This window comes from Streptomyces sp. KLMMK (assembly GCF_036961605.1).
Classification (GTDB): domain Bacteria; phylum Actinomycetota; class Actinomycetes; order Streptomycetales; family Streptomycetaceae; genus Streptomyces; species Streptomyces telluris.
Window position 1 is genome coordinate 1 of record NZ_JBAMDC010000092.1, and the last position, 20,593, is coordinate 20,593.

Annotated in this window: 16 protein-coding genes and 5 pseudogenes; 11 read left to right on the top strand and 10 right to left on the bottom strand. The window is 68.4% G+C overall.

The genetic code is table 11. From position 1 onward, the window contains the following. Positions 1-583: 583 nt before the first annotated feature. Together V7793_RS16230 and V7793_RS38235 are read right to left on the bottom strand one after the other, a co-directional pair. On the bottom strand, positions 584-1,141 hold the full coding sequence (locus V7793_RS16230; protein WP_336007062.1) for a hypothetical protein: 558 nt from the start codon (positions 1,139-1,141) through the stop codon (positions 584-586). 296 nt (positions 1,142-1,437) lie between these two features. Then, positions 1,438-2,328, bottom strand: a pseudogene (locus V7793_RS38235) (transposase family protein). A gap of 471 nt (positions 2,329-2,799) precedes the next feature. On the opposite strand from V7793_RS38235, the gene V7793_RS16240 reads away from it, so the two are divergent. Beyond that, positions 2,800-3,696 (top strand): nucleotidyltransferase domain-containing protein, encoded by an 897-nt coding sequence (locus V7793_RS16240; RefSeq protein ID WP_336007064.1) that lies wholly within the window; start codon positions 2,800-2,802, stop codon positions 3,694-3,696. A 428-nt stretch (positions 3,697-4,124) separates the two neighbouring features. Here the strand turns inward: V7793_RS16240 and V7793_RS16245 are convergent, their stop codons facing one another. The 3 genes from V7793_RS16245 to V7793_RS16255 all read right to left on the bottom strand — a co-directional run bounded on the left by V7793_RS16245 (position 4,125) and on the right by V7793_RS16255 (position 6,198). Beyond that, a complete protein-coding gene (locus V7793_RS16245; RefSeq protein ID WP_336007066.1) occupies positions 4,125-4,499 on the bottom strand; it encodes a fic family toxin-antitoxin system, toxin component in 375 nt (124 codons plus the stop codon). Next, the gene (locus V7793_RS16250; RefSeq protein WP_336007068.1) at positions 4,496-4,783 is read right to left on the bottom strand and encodes a hypothetical protein; all 288 of its coding nucleotides are present in this window, start codon (positions 4,781-4,783) and stop codon (positions 4,496-4,498) included. Before V7793_RS16250 ends, V7793_RS16245 begins: the two co-directional genes overlap by 4 nt. Positions 4,784-5,418: 635 nt before the next feature. Continuing rightward, on the bottom strand, positions 5,419-6,198 hold the full coding sequence (locus V7793_RS16255; RefSeq protein ID WP_336007070.1) for a hypothetical protein: 780 nt from the start codon (positions 6,196-6,198) through the stop codon (positions 5,419-5,421). 473 nt (positions 6,199-6,671) lie between these two features. Between V7793_RS16255 and V7793_RS16260 the strand changes: the two are divergent. The 7 genes and pseudogenes from V7793_RS16260 to V7793_RS16290 all read left to right on the top strand — a co-directional run. Beyond that, positions 6,672-6,803, top strand: a pseudogene (locus V7793_RS16260) (helix-turn-helix domain-containing protein); the annotation flags it as partial. 78 nt (positions 6,804-6,881) lie between these two features. After that, positions 6,882-7,022 (top strand): annotated as a pseudogene (locus tag V7793_RS38240) (helix-turn-helix domain-containing protein); the annotation flags it as partial. Positions 7,023-7,696: 674 nt separating this feature from the next. Then, positions 7,697-8,737 (top strand): hypothetical protein, encoded by a 1,041-nt coding sequence (locus tag V7793_RS16270; protein WP_336007072.1) that lies wholly within the window; start codon positions 7,697-7,699, stop codon positions 8,735-8,737. Positions 8,738-9,497: 760 nt separating this feature from the next. Further along, entirely contained in the window at positions 9,498-9,638 is a 141-nt protein-coding gene (locus V7793_RS16275; RefSeq protein ID WP_336007074.1) for a hypothetical protein, read from the top strand. Next, positions 9,635-10,828, top strand: coding sequence for a methyltransferase domain-containing protein (locus tag V7793_RS16280; RefSeq protein ID WP_336007076.1), 1,194 nt, complete (start codon positions 9,635-9,637; stop codon positions 10,826-10,828). Before V7793_RS16275 ends, V7793_RS16280 begins: the two co-directional genes overlap by 4 nt. Positions 10,829-11,552: 724 nt before the next feature. Continuing rightward, positions 11,553-12,086, top strand: coding sequence for an NUDIX hydrolase (locus tag V7793_RS16285; protein ID WP_336007078.1), 534 nt, complete (start codon positions 11,553-11,555; stop codon positions 12,084-12,086). Between the two features lie 345 nt (positions 12,087-12,431). Next, positions 12,432-13,084, top strand: a pseudogene (locus V7793_RS16290) (transposase); the annotation flags it as partial. 120 nt (positions 13,085-13,204) lie between these two features. On the opposite strand, the gene V7793_RS16295 reads toward V7793_RS16290, so the two are convergent. The 4 genes and pseudogenes from V7793_RS16295 to V7793_RS16310 all read right to left on the bottom strand — a co-directional run bounded on the left by V7793_RS16295 (position 13,205) and on the right by V7793_RS16310 (position 17,648). Then, positions 13,205-13,555 (bottom strand): hypothetical protein, encoded by a 351-nt coding sequence (locus V7793_RS16295; RefSeq protein WP_336007080.1) that lies wholly within the window; start codon positions 13,553-13,555, stop codon positions 13,205-13,207. A 77-nt stretch (positions 13,556-13,632) separates the two neighbouring features. Further along, positions 13,633-14,535 carry a peptide deformylase gene (locus V7793_RS16300; protein ID WP_336007082.1) on the bottom strand — a complete coding sequence of 301 codons (903 nt, stop codon included), beginning with the start codon at positions 14,533-14,535 and terminating at the stop codon, positions 13,633-13,635. 209 nt (positions 14,536-14,744) lie between these two features. Next, entirely contained in the window at positions 14,745-15,326 is a 582-nt protein-coding gene (locus tag V7793_RS16305; RefSeq protein WP_336007084.1) for a hypothetical protein, read from the bottom strand. A gap of 553 nt (positions 15,327-15,879) precedes the next feature. Further along, positions 15,880-17,648 (bottom strand): annotated as a pseudogene (locus V7793_RS16310) (IS481 family transposase). Positions 17,649-17,885: 237 nt separating this feature from the next. On the opposite strand from V7793_RS16310, the gene V7793_RS16315 reads away from it, so the two are divergent. The 3 genes from V7793_RS16315 to V7793_RS16325 all read left to right on the top strand — a co-directional run bounded on the left by V7793_RS16315 (position 17,886) and on the right by V7793_RS16325 (position 20,084). Next, a complete protein-coding gene (locus V7793_RS16315) occupies positions 17,886-18,110 on the top strand; it encodes a hypothetical protein (RefSeq protein WP_336007088.1) in 225 nt (74 codons plus the stop codon). Positions 18,111-18,700: 590 nt separating this feature from the next. Next, positions 18,701-19,039, top strand: a complete 339-nt coding sequence (locus V7793_RS16320) for a hypothetical protein (protein WP_336007090.1) — start codon at positions 18,701-18,703, stop codon at positions 19,037-19,039. A 124-nt stretch (positions 19,040-19,163) separates the two neighbouring features. Then, complete coding sequence (locus V7793_RS16325) at positions 19,164-20,084, top strand: hypothetical protein (RefSeq protein ID WP_336007092.1); 921 nt, start codon at positions 19,164-19,166, stop codon at positions 20,082-20,084. Positions 20,085-20,201: 117 nt separating this feature from the next. Here V7793_RS16325 and V7793_RS16330 read toward each other — a convergent pair. Next, a partial coding sequence (locus V7793_RS16330; RefSeq protein WP_336007094.1) for an SOS response-associated peptidase occupies positions 20,202-20,593 on the bottom strand: 392 nt, incomplete at its 5' end.

Consider the following 20,593-nt stretch of genomic DNA (forward strand, 5'->3'; position numbering starts at 1 on the left):
AGCAGTTTGCCGCCTCCGTCCGAACCCCAAACCCCTCACCTCGACCGCCACCGCTCGCGAGATCCTCGCCAAGGTCCGCCTCGTGCAGATAAAAGTAAGGAAACTCGTCAACAACAATGCGAACTGACACCAACCGGATCACAGACCAATAGTCGACTCGCCCACGTGCTGCGCAGGGTGGCTGCCGAACACAGCCGCCTCTCGCCTGCGACCGCAGCACGGTCAGCCGGTGGCTGGCTGGCACCCCAGCCCCGCCCACCAAGGGAGCCGTCGCCCGTCGCCTCGGTCGAGTCCCTACTGAAACGGATATGCTGCGGTCGAACAACCAGCCGGACTGGCAGCGCGCGGTGATCGTCCTTTCCCATGTGCGGGCCACTCGTAAGGGCTCAAAAGCCAGCCCAGCCCGGTCGACCGCGCACGGCCGGGCAGCAAGCACCACCTGACCGTCGCTGGCGCCGGTAGATATCCTGGTCGTAGCCACGGTCGGCCAGCAGGGCATCCGGGCGAGAAGCCATGGACAGCAAGTCGAAACTGAGGGCGCTTCGGATTTTCAGGTGGATTATGCTGCAGGGCCGTGGCCTGTCTACTGCGGCCGTCGAGGCAGTGTTAGTGACGGGTGTGGTACGCCGGGCTTCGCTGGCTGGCCCTTTACCGCCAGCAGGTATGCGAGGTTCTTGTCGCCGGTGTAACCACAATCCGCGTTGAGGTAGCACGTGTCATCATTTCCAGACGTTCGTTTCAGGTTCCCGTATTCCCACCCCGACGGGAGTGATGAGGCGGTGCCGTTTTCGACGTACGTCCACATGACGGCACTGATTTCCTCGATGTGGAGCCAGCTGGCTTCTTTAGTATCGTGAGTATAGGCAACTTCAAAAGGTGAATCCAGACGCTCGTTGCCGTGACTACTGGACCATGCGCTGGTGTTGCCAATGCTGAAGTATCCGCTCGGGAAAGGTGGGTCTCCTGGCATCCGATACATAAATCCCGTAATGGGTGCACCGTTTCCATCTTGCTCATATGCGATATAGACCTTTTGGTCAGGTTGAGACACTCCTTCGGGGTCGAGGAGCGGCGTCCTAATCCATTGCTCCGGAGGATCCTCGGTGCCTTTTACGATCATCATGTTGGTGATGCTGGGCATTGCTTCTCCTCAAGGGGGCAGGGAATAATGAATGCACGTACCCGCTTACTCTACAACAACTTCCCGACTCTGACTCCTGCGGCACAGCAGAATGAGGTTAGCGCGACTTCGGATGCTACTTTGCATTCTCCCACGGCAGTGGCTCTCCTGCATCTCGACCTCTTTGGGTATATCAAAGCCGGGTGTCCTTTTAGGCACATTGATCGGTGCGTGGGCGTTCGCATATTGCTGGGCCTAAAGACTATTGCAGAAGGCTGCGTTGAGGCAGGTCAGAGCTGGTTCTCTGGTGGTTGTGATTACGTTGTCAGGGCGAGGTTGTGCATGCGGCCGACGGCGTGGTGGAGGCCGTCGCCCCGTTGCCGACAGTCGCGGAGGATCTTGTAGTCCTTCATTGCGGCGAAGGTGTGCTCGATGCGGGCGCGGACTCTACGGTGTTCGGCGTTGTCGGCCTCCTCGCCCGGCAGGAGCGGCCGTCGCTGGCGTTTGCGGTGCGGGACGATCAGGCCGGTGTTCACATAGGCGCCGTCGCCCAGCACGGTGACGCCTTCGCAGTGGCGGGCAGGCCGGAGCTCCGCCAGACCTGGGCGTCGGCCTTGTTACCCGGGGCCGGGCGGTGGCAACCACAAGGCGCGTGTCGGCGCCAATGATGACCTGCACGTTCGCCGAGAACCGGTAGTTGCGTGAGGAGGCGGCAACGGTGCGGCGCCGAGGGTCGGTGCGGTGGAGGAGGAATTCCTCGCGGGAGACGACGCCGAAGTGCCGGGCGCGGGCCGGGCCGGAAAGTACGCCAAGGGCGGCGGCACGGTGTGGGTGATGGACATCGGTGGCGATGTGGATCAGAAACGGTACGGCGAGGGCGGCGGGCAGCCCGGCTGTCGTTGGCGCACAGGCCACCCAGCACGCCCGGCGCGCGACGAGCGGAGCTGTCGCCAGCGTGCAGGAGGTGAACGGCGTCCCGGGCATCATCCCCGTGGGGGAAGTTCCCCCACGGGACGTCGCCGAGGTGGAACCCGCGCTTGGTCTCGGGCCGAATGCCGGCCACCACCGCCCGCACATCGAACGCGCCTCCCACGAACGAGGCGAGATCCGCTCCGTCCAGCAGCGCACGGCACATCGCGAACGTCGGATCGGTCCGCCAATCCCCCACACCACACCCTCACCGTCGAAGTCCCCAGAGACTCGATCATGCCTTCCCGCCCCCCGATGGCCGGCTGCCGGGCATCCAGGGCGCCTCCCGGCACACCACGAACCGCCGACCTCCGGAAAACACCCTGCTCAGGGCGAACCTCCCGCCATCGTGTGCCTCAGCACGCTACTTGTCGCTAGCCGCACGTCGAGTAGTGCGGTTAGCGACAAGTAGCGTGCTGAGTCACATACGCGCTCACCTGCGGCGATGCCCTCGCACTCGGAGAGGCGGTGTCGTGATCCGCCAACTATCACTCTCAGGGCTGAGGCCGACCCCGGCGACGTCGGCGACGTCACCGAGGCCTTTTAGGAAGGGTCTTCCTGCGAGATTGATCTTGAGTGCCGGTGGCCCTCGGTGGTGTCCGCTGCCGTGCATGCTCGTGTCGTCTGCGTGGCCTTGTTCACGAGAATCTCGTGAACAAGGCAAGTCTGTGCCTCTACGCTGATGCTTGGCGTGTAGAGGGAGGTCGGACGTGAGGCGGGCGCGAGCCGTTGAACTGGTCGAGGGGATGTTCCACCGGCTCGACGGTGACCAGGACTGGCCATTGAACCTGGTGCAGCGGGCGTGGCTGTTCGGGAGCTTTGCCCGGGGCGCCGCCGCACCGCATGACGTCGATGTCGCCGTTCAGTTCGAGCGTGACGAGCGGATGACCGAGTTTGTCGTCCAGTGCCTGCTCTCTGGGCGCGGAAATCCCTACGCGCCGCTTCGCCGCGCGCTCGCGGGTACCTCCCGCGGCATGCAGTTCCAGTTCGACAACTCCTCACGCAAGCAGCTTGAGGCCGAGGGCACGGTGATGCTTCCGCTGTGGCAGCGGGGCAACACGCTCGCCCAGGCCCTCGCAGTGCTGCACGGGATCGCCGAGGACCCGGACGCCGGCCGGGCCGTGCGGCACGACATGATTGACGCGTTCGACGGCCTCGACCGCTACATGCCCCGCCCCGTGCGGGCGGCGCTGTTGGGGTGGCAGAAGCAGGAGGTCATCACCATCTCCCGCATCGTGCTGCCGGACGCGCCGCAGGAGACGGACCTGCTGAACACCCCGGACATGCGGTGGACGTTCCGGCGATGGGGCGAGGACAGTCCGCTGCGGCGCGCGGCGCTGGCGGGCCTGGCCCACATGCAGGGCCTCGGGGTCGAGCTCGACGACGTCAACCTGGCCGGTCAGCGGTTGCCCACCCCGCGGCGTCGCGCGGGGTACCGGAGCGAGCCTCGCTGGTGGATCAGCTGGAAGTGGCAGGGGCTCCGGAGCATCCCGTACTGCGTCGCCGACGCGGACGGCTGGCTGGAGGTCGTGCAGCCCACGCGCACGCGCCCCCTGAACGCGTTGGTGTTCCGGCCCGGGCCGAAGGCGGCAGGGTTCCGCGGCTGACCATTGATCACCTGGCTACGGTCTGGGCGCAACCAGCAGCCGCGGGGTCTCTCCTCCGACAGGTAGCCGAGAGCGATCGCCTGTTCGATCCAGGCGTCCCGGGAGGCTCCACGGAGCTGAGGGAGGGTGTCGAGCATTTTGTGCCGGTACTGCATCCAGTGATGGCGCTGAGGGCCGGTTTCGGGGGGAGCTAGCCTCCTCGCTCCCCAGGCACCGCCGCACTCCCTCTCGGACGGTTTCCCAGATCGTCTTGTGCTGGAGGTTGGCTTCGGTGGAGCGGGCTGTGTTGAAGACGGAGATGTCGCAGACGTAGATGAGGAAGACGTAGGGCGGATAGTGGGGGTTGCGTCCGCGTGTCCCCGGCTCCTGTCGAGGGAGGACAGGAGTGGCCACCTCGTACAGGGCGGGGTTGGCGACGACGAAGTCGGTCAGGTGGTTCCGCGTAGGGCTTTGAGGTCGGCGGCAAGGGCCACGACATCGAGTGCCTTGGTGCTGGCGGCGACTACCAGGCTGATGGCGTCGTCCGGCTTGTACTCCAGGGTGTGGCCGTTGGCGGTGAGGAACGCCTCGGCGCAGGCCCATGCGAACAGCTTGTTGTGGGCTTCCAGCGGCTCGTGGAAGACCAGGGTCTGGAGGAGAGCAGCGGCCCGGAGCCAGTCGGAGGCGTAGACGTCCTGGTCCATCCAGCGGGAATGCGTACGCGCTACGGCAGCGTCGAGAACCCCGAGGTCGTCGCAGGCCGGATCACCAGGGAGACGTTCGGCAATCCACAGCAGGTCCTGGCTGGTGAGGTAGTGGGTCATGCGGCGTGCCGCGGACGGGCGCGCAGGTCCCGGCTGCTCATCGGCTTCTCCGAGCCGCTCACGGGCCGGCGGGTACTGCGGTCGACCCGCGCGAAGTCGGCGGCGAGGCGGCCGATGGTCTCTTCGGCGTTCTCCAGGGCCTTGGCGACCGGCCCGTCGGCCGCGCGCAGGGCGAGATCGCGCACGAAGGCTTCCGGCGTCTTGCCGACGGCCTTCGCCGCGCGCGCCAGGCGCTCGAACTCGTCCTGCCCGAAGGCGACGTGCCGTTCCTCGTTGCTGGCCATGAAGACGACGGTAGCAGCGCGACGCCGTGCGCGGGGTGTTTCGCACGAGCGCAAGACGTCGCCTGGGAGCGCAGTGGTCATGGCTCGGAGTGTGGACCGGCGCTGCTGCGTAACGCCACAGGGGCCTTGTCGCCCCGCTTGCCATCTGGGGCGGTTTCGCGTTCCCCCCACCTCACGCGGGAATCCTAGTCAGCGCCGAGCCCCGCCACAGAGCGTTCAGGGCGATTCATACGATCCGGTGAACAGGCATCAGGGTACGAATCTGCTCGGGAGGGACGCGCGGGCCGGGGTTACGGCCGCCCGCCTGCACCTGCCCGGCCGCGTGGGCCGAACTCGTCGCCGTCATCGAGGGCCAGCGCCTGCGCGCCCGCCCGGCCGATACCCTCGGCCCCGCCTCCGCCCTCTACCGCGCGCACTGCGCGACCTGCGGCGCCCACTACCCCGGCCACTGGCGCCTCGTGCCCGGCCAGCGCCGCACCTTCTGGCCCGCGGTCAACCCCCTCCAGCGGCATCACCGAATTGCCCGCAGCCCTCCCGCGAATTGCCACCGCTCGTGGACGTCGAGGTCTGACCGACGACGCAGAGGCCCTGGCGAAGAGGTGATCACCGGGGGCCTCTGCCGTGGTACCGACCGCCTACGAGCGCGGCCAGGCGGCCGGGACGCTCGGCGGCAGCGGAATCTCGTCCAGCCGCAGCCACCGCTCCTCACCATTGTGATCAGGCAGGCGGAACCGCACGTCCCCGGACTCGTCCGCCTCGTACGGGGCATCCCCGACCGTCCGCAACAGGGCCCGCAGCCTCGGATAGGGGGTCTGCATCGCCCGGCCGCGCACCCCCTCACCGCGCAGCGCAACCAGGGTGAAAGAGGCGACGTTCACCCCGGTGCGCCGGTGGCCGTCGGCGTGGGCCACCGCTTCCGGGTGCTCCACGATGGAGGCCAGTGCCTGCGGCCCGGCGACGGTGTACGCGAGCACCAGCTCCCCGCGCTGGAGCACCACTTGCGCCCCCGGCTCCATCATCGAGCCGTCCTGTGTGCTGATGGTCGACAAGGCCACCTTGCCGACCATCGGGCCCATGCCGATCTCACGGACCTCGTCGAACTGCTCCACCGTGGCGTCCACGAACCGCTCGGAGTCGGGCAGCACCAGCACGCAGTGCCCGTTCCACGAGGTGCCCCTCCAGCTCGGGGTGAGCGAGCCGTAGCGGGTCCCGCCTCCGTCCTTGCTCTGGACCGCCAAGTCGACCGGCAGCAGTTCAGCCCGCACCCCCAGCTGCCCGTAGGCGTTCCGCAGCGTCATGCACGCGTCCACGCATATGTTCGCCGGGACGCGGCCGTCGGCGAGGGCCACCCACAGATACGGCAGCACCACTTCCACCAGTTGGTCCGGCTTCGCGTGCTCCAGCATCCGCGCCATCTGGTCCAGGCTTCCCCGCAACGGCAGCCCGCCCCCCGCCAACACCGGAACCGCCGCACGCGGACGCGGTACCGAGGGACTTCGTGGAACCCGCTTCTGCGGCGTTCGGTGCTTCCTGCCCCGCTTCTGGTTCGACATGCGCAAAGCCTAAAGATCCAGGCGGCCACCGCGACAGACCGCGTTCACCGTGTCCTAACCCCGGAGCCGTCGAGCAGGCCTGCGCCGACTTCGCCGCCCTTCAAAACGCCGAGCCGGACAGTGGCGGCGTCCCGGGCCCGCGTCCGGCCGCGGCCCCGGACGGCGCGAACGCCCGCTGACGTCGTCGCCGGGCCCAGTGGGCGGCCGACTGGCAGGCGAGAGGTGACCGGCTTGCGGCTTGAAATGCTATTTTATGCCGGTTTCGCCCGGGATCGGCATCAGCAAGACGAACGAGCAGCCCCCACCCATGAACACACGGCCCCCGCCGCTGCACCGCCAGCACCCGCCGCCTGGTCGGCGCCGAACTGCGCCGCCTCTACGAAGCCGGCGCCTCCATCCAGAGCCTGGCCCGCGCCACCGGCCACTCCGCCCCCTACCTACCGGACCGGCTGGTCGAGGCCGGGACACCCCTGCGCGGCCTGGTCCGCCCCGCGACCGGCCGGGCCACACCGCCGCGCCGGGCCCCGGCTGCGGGGCTGGCGCCGCTGGCCAGACGCAAGCACCTCGACCTCGCCACCCGGCACGAGATCGGTGCACAGTCGCGTGCGCTCTACGACGCGGGAGCATCGGTACGGGAGCTGGCCGAGGCCACGGGCAGGTCGTATGGCTTCGTCCACCGCCGGCTCTGACCAGCCCCGGTGGCCGGGCACCTTGCCGACGCCGCGGCCGCCCTCCGCTCCCGCGGCGGCCGCCGTACAAGACACCTGACCCGATAGGACGGTCGCCGGCGCCATCATTACGGACGTGGTGATGACGTACCGGCCGAAGGGGACCTTCAGCTGCGGCTCATTGCCAGAAGCTGGGCCGAAGCGGCGCCGCCACTCCACCTGGAACTGCTCGAGCAGATCGCCGCGCGTGAACTACCACCTCAAGTGCAGGGAAGGCCCTGACCACCGCGGCATCATCTGCATGCAGTGCCCGGCTGCCGGACCGTTCCCCGTCGGTCAACCGCCCCCGCTGCGAACAGCTCTGACCGGTCAGCACGTGCCCCTCCACTCTGCCGCCGGTCACCCTGGACCACCCTCACGTGCGGGCGCGCGCCAGTTCCCGCTGCCCGGCCCCAATCCACCTGCCAGAAGCAGGAGTTCCGCCCCGGCGCTGCTGCGCGTGCCCCGTGGGCCGCGTCCGGCCGCTGCCGCGCCGCCGTGGCGGGTTCTAGGAACGGCTCGAGGACAGCCGTTCGAGGCCGATAGGATCACTGGCACGCACCGGCTTCCCGCCGGCGCGGTGGGCCCCTGACGCGCCCACAGCAAGGTGGCTGCAAGGGGCCCGAAGCGACTGTGGCCCTGGGGGTGGCACCGTGATTGCCGACGCATACGACTACTTCATCGAACTCCGTGACGGTCACACGTCCGAGCGGCCCGCTGCGCTGTGGCGCAGCGTTCGCGACAGCGGGGTGTGGCAGTTCTGGTCTACAGCGGACTGGTCCTGGCGGCCGGTCGGTGATCGGCACCGGGTGAGTGCGCCGCCCAGGCGGGATACTTTGCGGGCGGTGGATTCCCGCAGGGCTGAGGAGCTGCAGGCCGATCGGCAGTTGTGGGCCGAGTACTGGGTGGAGTTCGAGGAGGGGCCGGATGGCCGGCGTATCGCGCGGAGTGTCATCCGGCGGCGGTGCAGTCCCGAGGAGACGCGGTGTGAGTTCTCGAAGGGGAACAAGTTCTGGATGATCACGTTGATCCTCTCTGAAGGGGACGAGGCCGTGGGCAAGTGGGAAAGGGTTTCGGTGGCCGAGGCGGATGCGGCTCTGGAGGTGCTCAAGGGGCAGCCCGGAGCGACGGATCTCGGCCGCAGCGGATTGAACGACGCCCGGCTTGGCGGATCCTTCCGCTACTACGTCTCGATGGGCAGCGAAGGCAGGATCACGGGGCTGTGGCGGCGCGAAGGCGACCACTGGGAGTTCTTCTCTGCGCTGGAATGGGGCTGGTTCCCTGAGTCCTACAAGTACGCTCTCGTCTACTTCATCGGCACGCTCCGCCGAGAAGGCAAGCTGTCGGCGCAACCCGAGGACCTGGAACTCCAGGAGATCGATGAACAGCGGGCACGGGAGCTGGAAGCCGACCGGGAATCATGGATCCGGGGCTACTGGCTGTACTGGCCCAGTTCAACGGACTGGGAAGCCGGGGAGCGCCCCGGTGCCATCATCCGCGAAGTGAGCGGTGCACGGGTATGGCGTGACGAGCTTTTCCCCGGCCACAACGACCGCTGGTTCGACACCGACGACGTCATGCGCTTCCCCGACTACCGATCCAGTGACTACCCCTGGCTGGAGAAGACCGACCGCGCCGGGGCCGCGACGTTCCTCGAAGAGGAGTACGGCCTGATCGGCGTCGTGGAGCACTGAGCCGGACGCGGACGAGGAGACGCTGGAACCGATGGAAACGGCCACCCGGGTGACCGTCGAGACCGTCGTGGGGAAAGCCGGACTACGCCCGCATCGCGACGGCACTCGTCGAGCCGAGTCCCGCTCTGCGGAGGCCGCCGAGGAGGTTTGCCACTACGAAATGAGCAGCAGCCCGGGGGAGGCCCCCGACACCCTGACCGTCCGTCGACCACGTGAGCGACCACGGCCAGTCACCGTAGTGCCCGGACACGCGGCCAAAGGCCGCATCCGGCAGGCCCGCTCGCGCTTCCGCCACCTGCCCGCCCTGGTGTGGAAGACCGGCGACGCCGCCGCAGTCCTGGCCGGGCGCGGGACCCGCACATCTTCGGCGTGTAGGCAGCCCGCCACATGGCGACGCCGCGTGTGCCTGGGCCGCCGAGAAGCTCCGCACCCTCGCGTAGGCCTGTGCAGCGGGTCGCAGAAGCCGCCCAAGCGACCGGGCAAGGAGGGGGTTCCGGTACTCGATCACCCATGCAAGTCCGGCCGGAGCTGGCCGAGGAGGTGCTGGACCTGCCGGTGTGGTGGCCTCTAAGAAGCAGCCTTGCCCGGCGGCCGTTTCGGGACCCGGTTGCTACGGCAACGTGATCTTCTCGATCTCCACGTCCAGGCCCCCTCATCCTCCAGCTCGGCTCGTCGGTCCGCACGGTCGTCTTTCGCGTCGGTGTCAGCCGCGAGAGACTGCGGGCCGATACCTGTGTAACCAGGTCGAGAGGAGCGCGTCATGGGCAAGCACTCGGGTGATAACGCACGCCAAGAGGACTGGGACCCGGACAAGCACGGCGGCAGCGGTAACGGCGAGCCGACGTCGGACGGCAGTGCCCCGGGCGGCAGCGGCGACCACCGTAAGGACGATCGGAAGTGACGGACAGCCCTGACTTCGCGATGCTCCGAACCGCGTGCGTCGACAAGCTCGCCGCGACGGGCTGCTTCGACAGCGCGCCGTGGGCCCGTGAGGCGGTCCTGCGGGTTGCGCGCGAGCAGTTCGTCCCATCGGAGATCTGGGTGTGGGTCCAGGGTGGGGGATACCGCGTCCTGTCCCGGGAGGACGATCCTCAGGCATGGGCGGAGGCCGTGTATGACCCGGTGAAGGCCGTGGTTACCCAGATCAACGACGGCGAAGACCAGCCTTCCGCCACCATCACCGGCTCCGTCCGGGGCGCGGCGACCTCCTCGGTGTCCGCGCTGGACATCGTGTGCCTGAAGCTCGGATTCCTCGACCTGGAACGTGAGCACAGGGTGCTCGATGTCGGCGCCGGCTCCGGCGTCAACACCGCGCTCCTGGAGGAGCGGACGGGCCCCGGAAACGTCGTCACAATCGAGCTCGACGAGGACTTGGCCGAGCAGGCCGATCACAACCTGCGCGCCGCCGGGTACATGGCGCGCGTCGTCTGCGGCAACGGCGAGGACGGCGTTGCGGTCGATGCTCCGTACGATCGGCTGATCTGCACCGCGTCGGCCCGGCACATCCCTGCGGCCTGGCTGAAACAGGTACGCCCCGGAGGGATCATCCTGACCCCCTACGGGACGCACTTCTCGTGCAGTGGGCTCCTGAAGCTGACCGTCGGCAGGGACGGGTCGGCCGAGGGCCGGTTCGTGCACACCGCCTCGTACATGTGGCTGCGCTCCCACCGCGAACCGGGCGGACGGCCGCCGCGGGTCGGTGAGGAACGGCTGTCGGCGTCCCCGGCCGACCCGGACAAGGTCCTCGACGGTGACTGGCATGCCGACTTCGCCATCGGCCACCTCGTGCCGGGCTTGACGATGCGCCGACTCACTGGTGAGAACGGCAGGGGGCGCCTGCTGCTGTGGGACGGGGCGCAGTCGTTCGCGTCCGTGTGCTGCGACAGCTGGGACGAGCACGACGGCGTCCTGCAGCAGGGCCCGCGGTCCTTGTGGGACGAGGTTGTGGTGGCCCGCTCGTGGTGGGAGGACCATGGGCGTCCGCAGATCACGCGGTACGGACTGACCGTCACCGCTGACGGCTGGCACCAGGTGTGGCTCGACACCCCGCAGAGCCCCCTCCCCCGCAGCGAGGCCTGCACCGCCGTCTGATGCAGGCCGGCGCCGCCAGACGGGCGCAGAGCCAGCGACGAGGGCCGGAAAACTGCACCGGCACGGTGGGTGATGTCGCTGCCGATGGCGGCAAACGCGACGGTGCAGATCGCGCCGGGCGGCGGTGACCGTGTACGCCAGGGTACGCCCTGAACAACTACGGGCGCGGCGGGTTGGACCCGTACCACCAGGGGCCCCCGCCCGCGCCGCTGGACCCCGATCTGGCCGACACTTTGAGCACGTGACTCGCTGAATTGGGCCGCCTGACCACCTTGCCCGGCACCCTGCGGCACTTGCTCGCCCACCGTGGCCTGACCATTGAGGCGCTTGCGCAGACCGCGATCTTGCCCACGGATCTGGTGGAGTCATGGATCCGCGGGTGCTGTGCCGTCGCCCGCGCAGATCATCCGGTGCGCACCGGTCCTGCAAGTCTCCGAGGATGTCCTGCTCGAGGCCGTGCAGGGGCGACGTGACACCGTCGTGTGGCCGCTGCCCACGCCACCAGCAGACGCAGTGCGACACCCCGCCGAAGACCAAGTCGATGAGGACGGCCCGACCACCGGCACGACGGCAGGCCGGACCTGACGGTGCGGGAACGGACAAGACGAACACGGCAGATGGAGGAGTTGCGCGCGATGCGGTGGGACTAAGCTTGGCATCTTCTGCTGCCAGCGTTCCTCACTGCCTGTGACACCACCACAGATGCCTTGAGATCGTGGGCGTTATGAGTGAGCTGGTGGAGCGTGTGGACGAGCAGGACCGGGTGGTGGGTGTTGTCGACCGGGGTGAGGCCATCCGCAGGAAGTGGCTGCACCGGGTGGCGACCGTCGTCTGCCGTGATGCAGAGGGCCGAGTACTCGTGCACCGGCGGCCGGGGCACGTTTCGCGGTTCCCGGGCCAGTACAACTGGCTGCTCGGTGGCGCGGTAAGCGCGGGTGAGACTTATGAGGATGCCGCTGCCCGGGAGCTGGCGGAGGAACTCGGTGTCCGTGCCCCGGTCCGGCTTGTCTTCAAGTTTCTCTGCAGCGGGGTGATCAGCCCGTACTGGCTGGGCGTGCACGAGGCTGTCATCGCGGAGGGTGTGGCGCCTGACCGGTCGGAGATCGCCTGGCACGACTGGCTTCCCGAGGCCGTCCTCGGGGAGGTTCTGCAGCAGTGGCCGTTCGTTCCCGATTGCCGGGAAGCCTTCACGAAGTACATCGCTCACCCGGGACGGTTGCCCGATGACTCTGTCCGGACAGACCTGGTGATCGAATAGTCCCCCGTACTTGATCGCTCGCGGAGGTAACCGCCGGACGAGGGCGGCCTTCGCGTGATCCTTTGCTCCGTCACAGAGGCACGTGTCCCGTCTCATTTGATCTTGCCGCCGGTCGACGTCCTGACCTGCGGAGAGGCAAAGTCGGGTGAGACGCCGAAGCCCCTCCGTCTCACCCGACGTTGTCGGCCAGGCTCCCTTCCCGGATTGCGGTCATCGGAGTTGCAGCCCGGTGAACTGGACTGTCTCACCTGACCTTGGCCCTCGCCTGAGAATCGGAGAGCGTCTGGTGAGACAGAGGCGAGATCGAATGAGACCGGACAGCACGGGATCAACGAAGGCCGTGGGGTGAGTCTGCTGTATCAGCATGTCCAGCGGGAGCCGTTCGCGCTGCTGTCACGCTTCCGGACGGAGTTGTACGCGTCGCTGACCGCGCGTGCGGATGCGCTGTTCGAGCTCACGGACGCCATGCTGTGTGCGGACGGGCCGGTGAAGACCCTGGTTGGGCTGGCGCTTGCCCCGGAACACCGTCGTGGACACGGCGCTTTATACGCGGGCCTCAGCCACGGGCGGCTCGACGTGAGCCGGCTGCGGCGGTCCCTGGTCTCCGTCCCGCTGCCGAAGGCGGCTGACGGCCGCTGGTCCTCGCGGTGGACGTCTCCCCGTGGTTGCGGCCGGATGCAGACATCGCGCCTGACCGGTGGTTTTGCCACACCTACGGGTACGGCGACAACAAGCACCTGATGATCCCGGGCTGGCCCTATTCGATCGTTGCCGCTCTGGAGACCGGACGGACGTCGTGGACCGCGGTGCTGGACGCGATCCGGCTGGAGCCCGGCGCCGACGTCGCCGCGGTCACCCCCGCACCGATCAGGGAGGTCGTCGACCGTCTTGTCGCGGCAGGGCAGTGGCAGGCAGGTGATCCGGACATCATGATCGTAGTCGACGCGGGCTACGACGCCCCGCGCCTGGCCCACCTGCTGGCGGACCTGCCCATCAGGTCGCCAGCTCGCCGCCCCATCCGGCGAACAGCGTCTTGACCTCCGGCCCGGACGGCGGAATCCGCAGTGCCGCGTCCTTCGCGCCGCGCGGCCGGTTCATCTCGTCGATCGGGCACTCGATCACCGACCGGTCATCCGGTGGATCTCGACCTTGTGCCGCAGCTCCAGGAACAGGAAGTACGTGGTCAGCGCCTGAGAGCGCCCCAGCCGGGTGCCGCTCGGCGAAGCCCGCAGCACCTTCCCGAAGTAGGCGTCGGCGTCGGGCGGCTCCATCTCCCACAGCGGCCGACCGAACCAGGACCGCATCTGTTCCAGGTGCCCGACGTCCCCGCGGATCGTGCCATCCGCCAGCCCCGCCGAGGCCCGCGCCAGCACGAACCCCGCCAGCACGTCGGTCTCGAACTGCTCCAGCTCCTCCGCTGTGGCTGGCGGCCGGACATCGCGCAGGTCCCGTACGGCAGCCAGCGCCAACCCGAGCCTCCTCACCTTCATCCCGATCGTGAACCGATCGGGCAAAGTGAGAACGCTTCAGGAATCCCGAAGTTGCGTCAGCCCGCGAACTGCTGCGGGAGAGAGGACGAACTGCCTGGCCACGAGGTTGAGGACTGGGGGAGGCTCAGAGCAACCCACGGGATGTCGCACAGATGCCCGCGAAGGCGAAGACCTCCGCCACCGGGCCGTTCGACCTGTACCTCCACGACGACACGACGGGCGAGGACGTCGTCAAGCGCTTCTCGATGCCGCCGGGCGTCGCAGAGCTGAGCGCCATCGAGAGGGGCGAGCTCACTTAGGGCGCTGTCGCAGCAGCCTGCCGCGACGGCGATGGGCCGACCAGTGGCTCGCTTCTGCAGGTGAGACGGGTTCAGCGACCGTGCGGTCGCGCTACTGGTCATAGGTCCAGGCCCGGCCGGTGTTCCGGTACTCCTCCACCGGGATCGGCTCGACACCGGGACGTATGCGGGCTGTGTAGAGCCGGCCGTTGAGGTGGTCGACTCGTGTGCGACCAGCCGGGCGAGCCCGCGCTCGTACACCGTGGTTACCTCGGTGCCGTCCGGCTCGGCGGCCACCACCGTGATCATCAAGGGGCGGGGAACCAGCCCACGGACATCGAAGAAGCTCAGGGACCCCTCGTACTGCTCGTCCGTCTCCTCGGAGCGGGCGGTGATGCGCGGGTTGAACAGGACGATCGCCTCGGCGGTGGAGTTGGCCGGCCGGACGAGGGCCACCGCCCGACCGACGCCGATCTGTGGCGCCGCGATGCCCATGCCCTTGGCGAAGGGGTGCACCCGCGCGACGCGCTCCATCGACGCGTGCAGCGTCTCGACGGTTTGCGCGGCGATGTCCTCCTCCGAGGGCAGGTCGAAGCGGCGGGCGGTCTCGGCCAGGGTTGGGGTGCCGTACTGCACGACACCGAGGTCACGCATCTGGTCGCTGGGCCGGATCACCGCCACGACCACTCTCCCCCTCACCCCGGTGATTCCGGCCGGACGTGGAATTTCCAGGCCAGTATCGGGCGTGCGGAGCGAGTACGGGAGTCGTTCGGGAGAACCATCTGGTCCCGCTCCCGTTCCACCGCACCGGGGGCTGCGGCCCAGCGCCGACGCGCGTGCGTCCTGGCAGGGCCGGGGCGGCGTGCGAGCATTTACGCAGGGGCGGGGCATCAGTACGGCAGCCCGACCAGCCCCCATCCGCGGCGGTGGGCTTCCTCGACGACCTCGGCCCACCCGTGGAGCAGCTTGGTGAACTCCTCGAACCGGCCGACCCATTTCCCGGGAGCGGCAGCGTGGACGGTGAACGGTACACGCAGCTCTTCGATCCGGGGGCCGGCTACGCTCCATGCCTGCGCCAGGGCCGGGACGTTCGGGGGTGGGCAGTAGGCCCACCAGGGTCCGGCCTCGTCCTCGTCCGGGTCACTGCCGTTCCCCGGGTCCCAGATCAGCCCGGCGAGGAAGGTGTCGAGCGCGGCGCGCAGGTCGGCCGGTGCGTGTTCGCGTACGGCTTCCCACCGCTCGCCCGCCCAGAAGTGCGGCTTGAACGACCCCAGGGTGCCGCCGAACTCGTACCGTGCGCACCAGCTCGGGAACCCTTCGGCGGCTGGCGGCAGCCAGGCCCAGCCGTCCTCGACTGCCCCGTCATCGACGTCCGGATCCGCAGCCTCGAGGAGCACGTGCTCGCGCTCGAGGACGGGGATCGTCTCCAGATGGGCCCACTCGACAACGAGGGCCGTAATGTCCGCTCCCATGATCAAGAGATTACGTGGCTGGCGCACCGGGCGGGCCGCCAGGTCGTCCTGGGAGTGATGCAGGTGAACGCGCGGGCGGCTGGAGGTGTCAACGGCACTTCTGCGCAGCCGATTTCCCAACAGGGAAGGATGACACCATGAGCTCCGAGCTGAACGACCGCGAGTGGCAGGCCTTGATGAGTAACGCCCTTGGCCTCAGCGTTTCCGAGGAAGGGCCCGATCCGCCGCAGGACTTGTCCACGTGGGTGCCGGCCGCCCGGCCTCGTCCTGCGTCAGCCGACCGCTGAGGGTCCGCCGCGTGAGCTGGCTCATTTCCCCAGACTCGTGCCCCTACCTGTCATATGAGCAGCTGATGGAGGCGACGGCCTGCCACGAAGCGGGGCACGCCGTCATCGGAGCCATGTGGGGTTTGACTGTCACCCCGCAGATTCTGTCAGTGGCCGTGTGGATCTCCCCGTATGTGAGGTCCGGGGAGATGCTTGACGGTTCGGTCCTGGGACTTCTTTGACGGTGTCTCGCGTGATGCTTAACGGTCCCGGCTCTTTCTTAACGATCAGCGAGCGTCGGTGATGTAGCGGGTGACGGGGCCGCCCTTGCGTGGGTGGGTGGAGATCTCGACCTCGCCGTCGAGGACGCGGAAGCAGGTCTCCTCGATGACGACGGTGACGTTCTTGCCTGCGTGTGCGATGCCAGGTCGGAGCTTTTGCCGGGCGATGGCGAAGGTGCCGTCGGCGCCGATACGCCGGATCGCTCGGCGGGGCTGCGAGGGTGGTGGCGGCAGCGGTGCTGTCGCGACTCGGGCACCGGGAGCTTTGCGCGCCGCTGGTGCGGGATCGGGGCGGGGAGCGTCTTGACCAGGAGGCCGGCGTGGATGACGTGCATGAGGCTGCCGTCAAATCGCAGGGTTACCTGCTTGCCGATCAGTTCGGGGCCGAGGGCGACGGGTGTTTGCCCGAGTGAGACCATGCCGTCTTTGGAGGCTTTGCGGTTGACCTCGACGACGGTGGTCGGGGCCAGGGGCTTGTCCGTGGCGATGCCGCCCTGGGGCTCGGGCCCGCCGGGTCGCCCGCCTCGCATGATCAGCTGCTGCAGGTCGGCGTCCGTGAAGGCCATTGAACGTGTGCGGATCAGCTGTCCGTCCAGCAGGACGTGGACGGTGCGGTGGCTCACCCAGACGGTGACGGTGCGGCCGACCAGAGTCGGGCTGAACTTCAGACTCTGTCCCTGTGGCAGCATCACGTGCCGGCCGGGGCTGACCACGGCCTCGAACTCCACCGCCTGGAGCGGGGCCGTCTCCTCGGAGGACCGCGGTGGCGGAAGCACCGGCAGCCGCATGGGTTCGGACCGCCCGGCCACCGACTCAGCCGGCTCCGGACACTCAGCCGTCGTCGGGCCGGCTGGGAGGGAGTGGGGGCGGAAGAGCTGTGCCGGGGTGGCCATCTCCAGCGACTGGTGGGGCCGGGTGTGGTTGTAGGCGTGGACCCACCCGTCGATCGCGGCCTGGGCAGCTACCGGGTCGGCGAAAGGGCCGGAATGGTCGAGCATCTCGCGACGCAGAGTCTTATGGAACCGCTCGATCTTGCCCGTCGTCGTCGGTGACCTGGGCTTGGTCAGACGCTGGATGATGCCATTCTCCCGGCATACCCGCTCGAACATGACCTCCGTCGGCAGCGGCTTGGAGTAGCGGCCGGTGAACTGCTTGCCGTTGTCGGTTAGCACCTCCGAGGGAACCCCGAAACGGCGCATCGCCTCGATGAACGCCTGGCAGACAGCCCGTCCGGACGGCTGCAGCAGCACCGTGGTGATCACGATGAACCGCGAGCAGTCGTCGATCCCGGTGACCAGCGTGCATTCCCGCCCGCCGGCAAGGAACACCCCGCCCGTGAGGTCCATCTGCCACAGCTGCATCGGTGCGTCCCGCTGCCACCGCTTGTAGACGCGGCGGTGGACCTGGACCTGGTGGCTGACCAGGCCGTTGCGGACCAGGATGCGGTGCACCGTCGATCGGCCTGGTGCGTTCGCCATTCCGCGCCTGGCCAACTCGTGGGCGATCCGGCGGGCTCCCCACTTCGGGTAGGTCTGCCGTAGCTGGCAGATGGCGAGCTCGACCTCGACCGGCACCCGCGAAGGCGAGCTGTGAGGCCGTCGTGAGCGATCCCGCAGCCCGTCCCCTCCACCTTCTCGAAAACGGCGCAGCCAGGTGTGCAGCGACTGCCGTGATGTGCCGTACCGGCGGGCGACCTCGGCCACCGGCGCACCGTCCAAGACCTCCACCACAGCCCGGAACCGATGTTCCACCAGCCAGTCTTCTTCGACGGCCATCCCGCCGGCCTCCAGCACATCAGCCATGCCTGGCCAACGACTGACCCTCGTCAAGGATGTGAGCGGACTGTCAAAGATCTCACCCGACCGTCAGGCAAGACCAGGGACAGCAGCGTCAAGCAAGTCCTGGGACTGCACATGACACAGATCTACGAGGAGCGCTTGTCGGAGGCGGGATCGGGGATCGGATTCGCGGGAGACACCATATATTCGGGGCGGGTCCGGCACAGTGGAGCAGTGCATGAGAACCACCCCTTTGAGGTCACTGAAGAGATGCGCCAGGCCATGGACAGCGCACGGAGGCAGGGACTTCAGGCAGATCTGCGGACACTGGCCGCCCGCATCCACGCCGAGGCTGAAGGCCGCTACGACAGCGAGCCCTCCGACTGGCAGGCCGGCGTCGAATGGACCCTGCTCTACATCGAGAACATCGCCAGCGGTCTCACCGAAGGCAGGTCGTAGCAGGCAGCGTCGCGCGCCATGACAGTCTTCCAGCGCCGTCGTCCGCATCGGGGTGCCTTCGACCGGTGCGCTGGTCGTGGTCCGTCGCGTTGTGGCGGAGAAAACCCTGGTCGTGCTGTGCCTGGAGGCATGCTCCGCCTCCACTTGAAAGGAGGTCCGCGATGACCGACGAGTCAGGGACGGAAACGCGTGGACTGCACCGACTGCTTCGCCCTGCCAAGTTCGAGGCGTGGGCCCGGGACATCTTCGCGGCCGCGTAAGAGCGGCTGAGGAAGGCCGCCGCGGCGCTGCCCGCCGGTACCGCAGCCCAGCCCTTCGTCGATGCTCTTACCGAGCTGGTCCAGGCGCAAGCCGACACCACCGGCTTTGTGGTCCTGCACCGCTGGGCGGAGATCTTGGAGCGGCCTTCCCACCCGAGCTGCCTGATCCCGACGCGAAGAGGGGCTGAGGTGCCTTCGAGAGCCTGCCAGGGCCGGTAACCGCGTGCCGGTGGCTGCCGTCTGGCGTGGGCCGGGCAAGGCCCGCACCCAGTGCGGGTGGCTTTCGGCGGTACGCCCGTGACTCGGACGGACGGGCAATACAGTGCCCGGGTGGCTGACTACTCCCGCTTCATCAAGCAGCAGATTTCTTCCCGCTTGTACCGTCCGGACGGCACGGTGGAGACCACGCGGAATCCGGCGGTGTGGACGATGGCACACCGCGGGTACAGCGGCAGCGGACGGCTGGACGTCTGGGTGTACGCCACGAAGCAGGAGGCCGTGCGCGAGGGCGCGAAGCTCGCGATGGCTTGCGGGATGGACGAGGACGAGCAGGCCTGCCGTGACTTCAACGCCGGACGCTGGCAGAAGGTCCTGGACCGTTATGAGGAATCCCACCCCGACACCCACCTGCTGCGGGTCCAGGCCGCCTTCCTGCAGTTCCCCGAGTAAGGCCGATCCCGGCATGAGGGGAGCGCCTCCTCGGAACCGATCGGGGCGTTGCGCAGGCCGCCCGGGGCTAGCGACCCTGAAAGGGACGCCAAGGCGTCCTTTCCCGGGTGAGGAGGTGCTGGCGATGCCGGAGAAGCGACCGCGGGGCTACCAGCCTCGGTGGCACCCCCACCCGCTTACGGTCGAGCTGCTCGTGGCCGTGGACCGGGTCCTGGCCCGCTACGCAGCGCAGCTGCCGCTCACAATCCGCCAGGTGTGGTACTCCCTGATCTCCGACGGGGTGCTGGTGAAGGAGGAGCGGACCTACAAGCGGCTGGTAGAGGTCTTGGGCATGGCCCGCCGCTCGGGGCGGATCCTGTGGGAGGCGCTGCGCGACGACACCGAGGTCACCGCCGTGCCGGTGGCCTACGACGGGCCGGCCGGCTTCCACCAGACCTTGCTGGAAGCCGCCCGCGCATTCCGCCTGGACCGCCAGGCCGGCCAGCAGGTCCGGCTGGAGGTGTGGTCGGAGACAGCCGGCATGGTCAACCAGCTCGTCACCGTCGCCGAACCCTACGGCGTGCCGGTCTACTCCGGCTCGGGGTTCAACGGCCTCCCAGCCAAACGGGGCGCGGCGCTGCGAGCGGCGGCCGACCGGCAGCGAGCAGTGCGGATCTTCGTGATCTCCGACTGGGACCAAAGCGGCATCCACCTGTTCTCCGCACTGGCCGAGGACGTCGCCGCCTTCGCTGCCGTGGACGCCCCGGACACGGACGTCACCTTCGAGCGGCTGGCAGTCACCGAGCAGCAAGTCGCCGACCATCACCTGCCCACCGCACCGCCGAAGGTCACCGACCGCCGTTCCTTCCCCGGCCGCTCCACCACCCAGGCCGAAGCGCTCCCGCCCGACGTCCTGGCCGACGTGCTGCGCTCGGCGGTCGAAGCGCACCGTGATCCAGACGTCGAGGCTGCGCTCCTTGTGCGCGAGGACGAGCAGCGACGGGAGATCATCGAACGACTCCAAGGGCTGGATGGTCCGGCCCACGGGCCAGGCGCGCACCCCTGACCTGCAGGTACGTCGGTGGAGGCGTACGGACTGTGCGAGAGGCGGCATCGCCACGCCTCTGGGGCCTCGGCCGGCCAGCCCTGCCACCGTCCCGAGTACGGCCGTCCTAGGGGTGCTTCAGGCGGGAGCCAGGAGATGCCCACCGTCGTTACGGACAGAGTTCACCTGCCTGCTCACCGGTCGGTTGTCGAGCTGGCCCGATGCCGGTGGCGCGAGCAGAGCGCGGAGCCCTGCGGGGTCCCTGGTGGCTGGGTCCAGCCACATGTCCCGGTGCTCCGGGGCGATAGCGAGGGGCATGCGGGGATGGAGGTGACCGGTATCGTCGCTTGCCGGCGCGGTGATGATGGAACAGGAGATCACCAGCGCCGCTGGGTCATCGTCCTCGGCCACCTCGGGGTCCCGCCAGAACTCGTACAGCCCAGCCATCGCCATGACCTCACCGCTGCGGGGGGAGACGTAGTAGGGCTGTTTGTGTGCCTTGGCGGCCTCGGTTGGCTTTAACGGTTCCA

Excerpts from the sequence above, each read along its gene's own strand:
- V7793_RS16325 (WP_336007092.1), top strand. The coding sequence starts at position 19,164 with ATGCCGGAGAAGCGACCGCGGGGCTACCAGCCTCGGTGGCACCCCCAC.
- V7793_RS16305 (WP_336007084.1), bottom strand. The coding sequence starts at position 15,326 with ATGGGAGCGGACATTACGGCCCTCGTTGTCGAGTGGGCCCATCTGGAG.
- V7793_RS16285 (WP_336007078.1), top strand. The coding sequence starts at position 11,553 with ATGAGTGAGCTGGTGGAGCGTGTGGACGAGCAGGACCGGGTGGTGGGT.
- V7793_RS16245 (WP_336007066.1), bottom strand. The coding sequence starts at position 4,499 with ATGACCCACTACCTCACCAGCCAGGACCTGCTGTGGATTGCCGAACGT.
- V7793_RS16230 (WP_336007062.1), bottom strand. The coding sequence starts at position 1,141 with ATGCCCAGCATCACCAACATGATGATCGTAAAAGGCACCGAGGATCCT.
- V7793_RS16250 (WP_336007068.1), bottom strand. The coding sequence starts at position 4,783 with ATGGCCAGCAACGAGGAACGGCACGTCGCCTTCGGGCAGGACGAGTTC.
- V7793_RS16255 (WP_336007070.1), bottom strand. The coding sequence starts at position 6,198 with ATGGCGCGGATGCTGGAGCACGCGAAGCCGGACCAACTGGTGGAAGTG.
- V7793_RS16275 (WP_336007074.1), top strand. The coding sequence starts at position 9,498 with ATGGGCAAGCACTCGGGTGATAACGCACGCCAAGAGGACTGGGACCCG.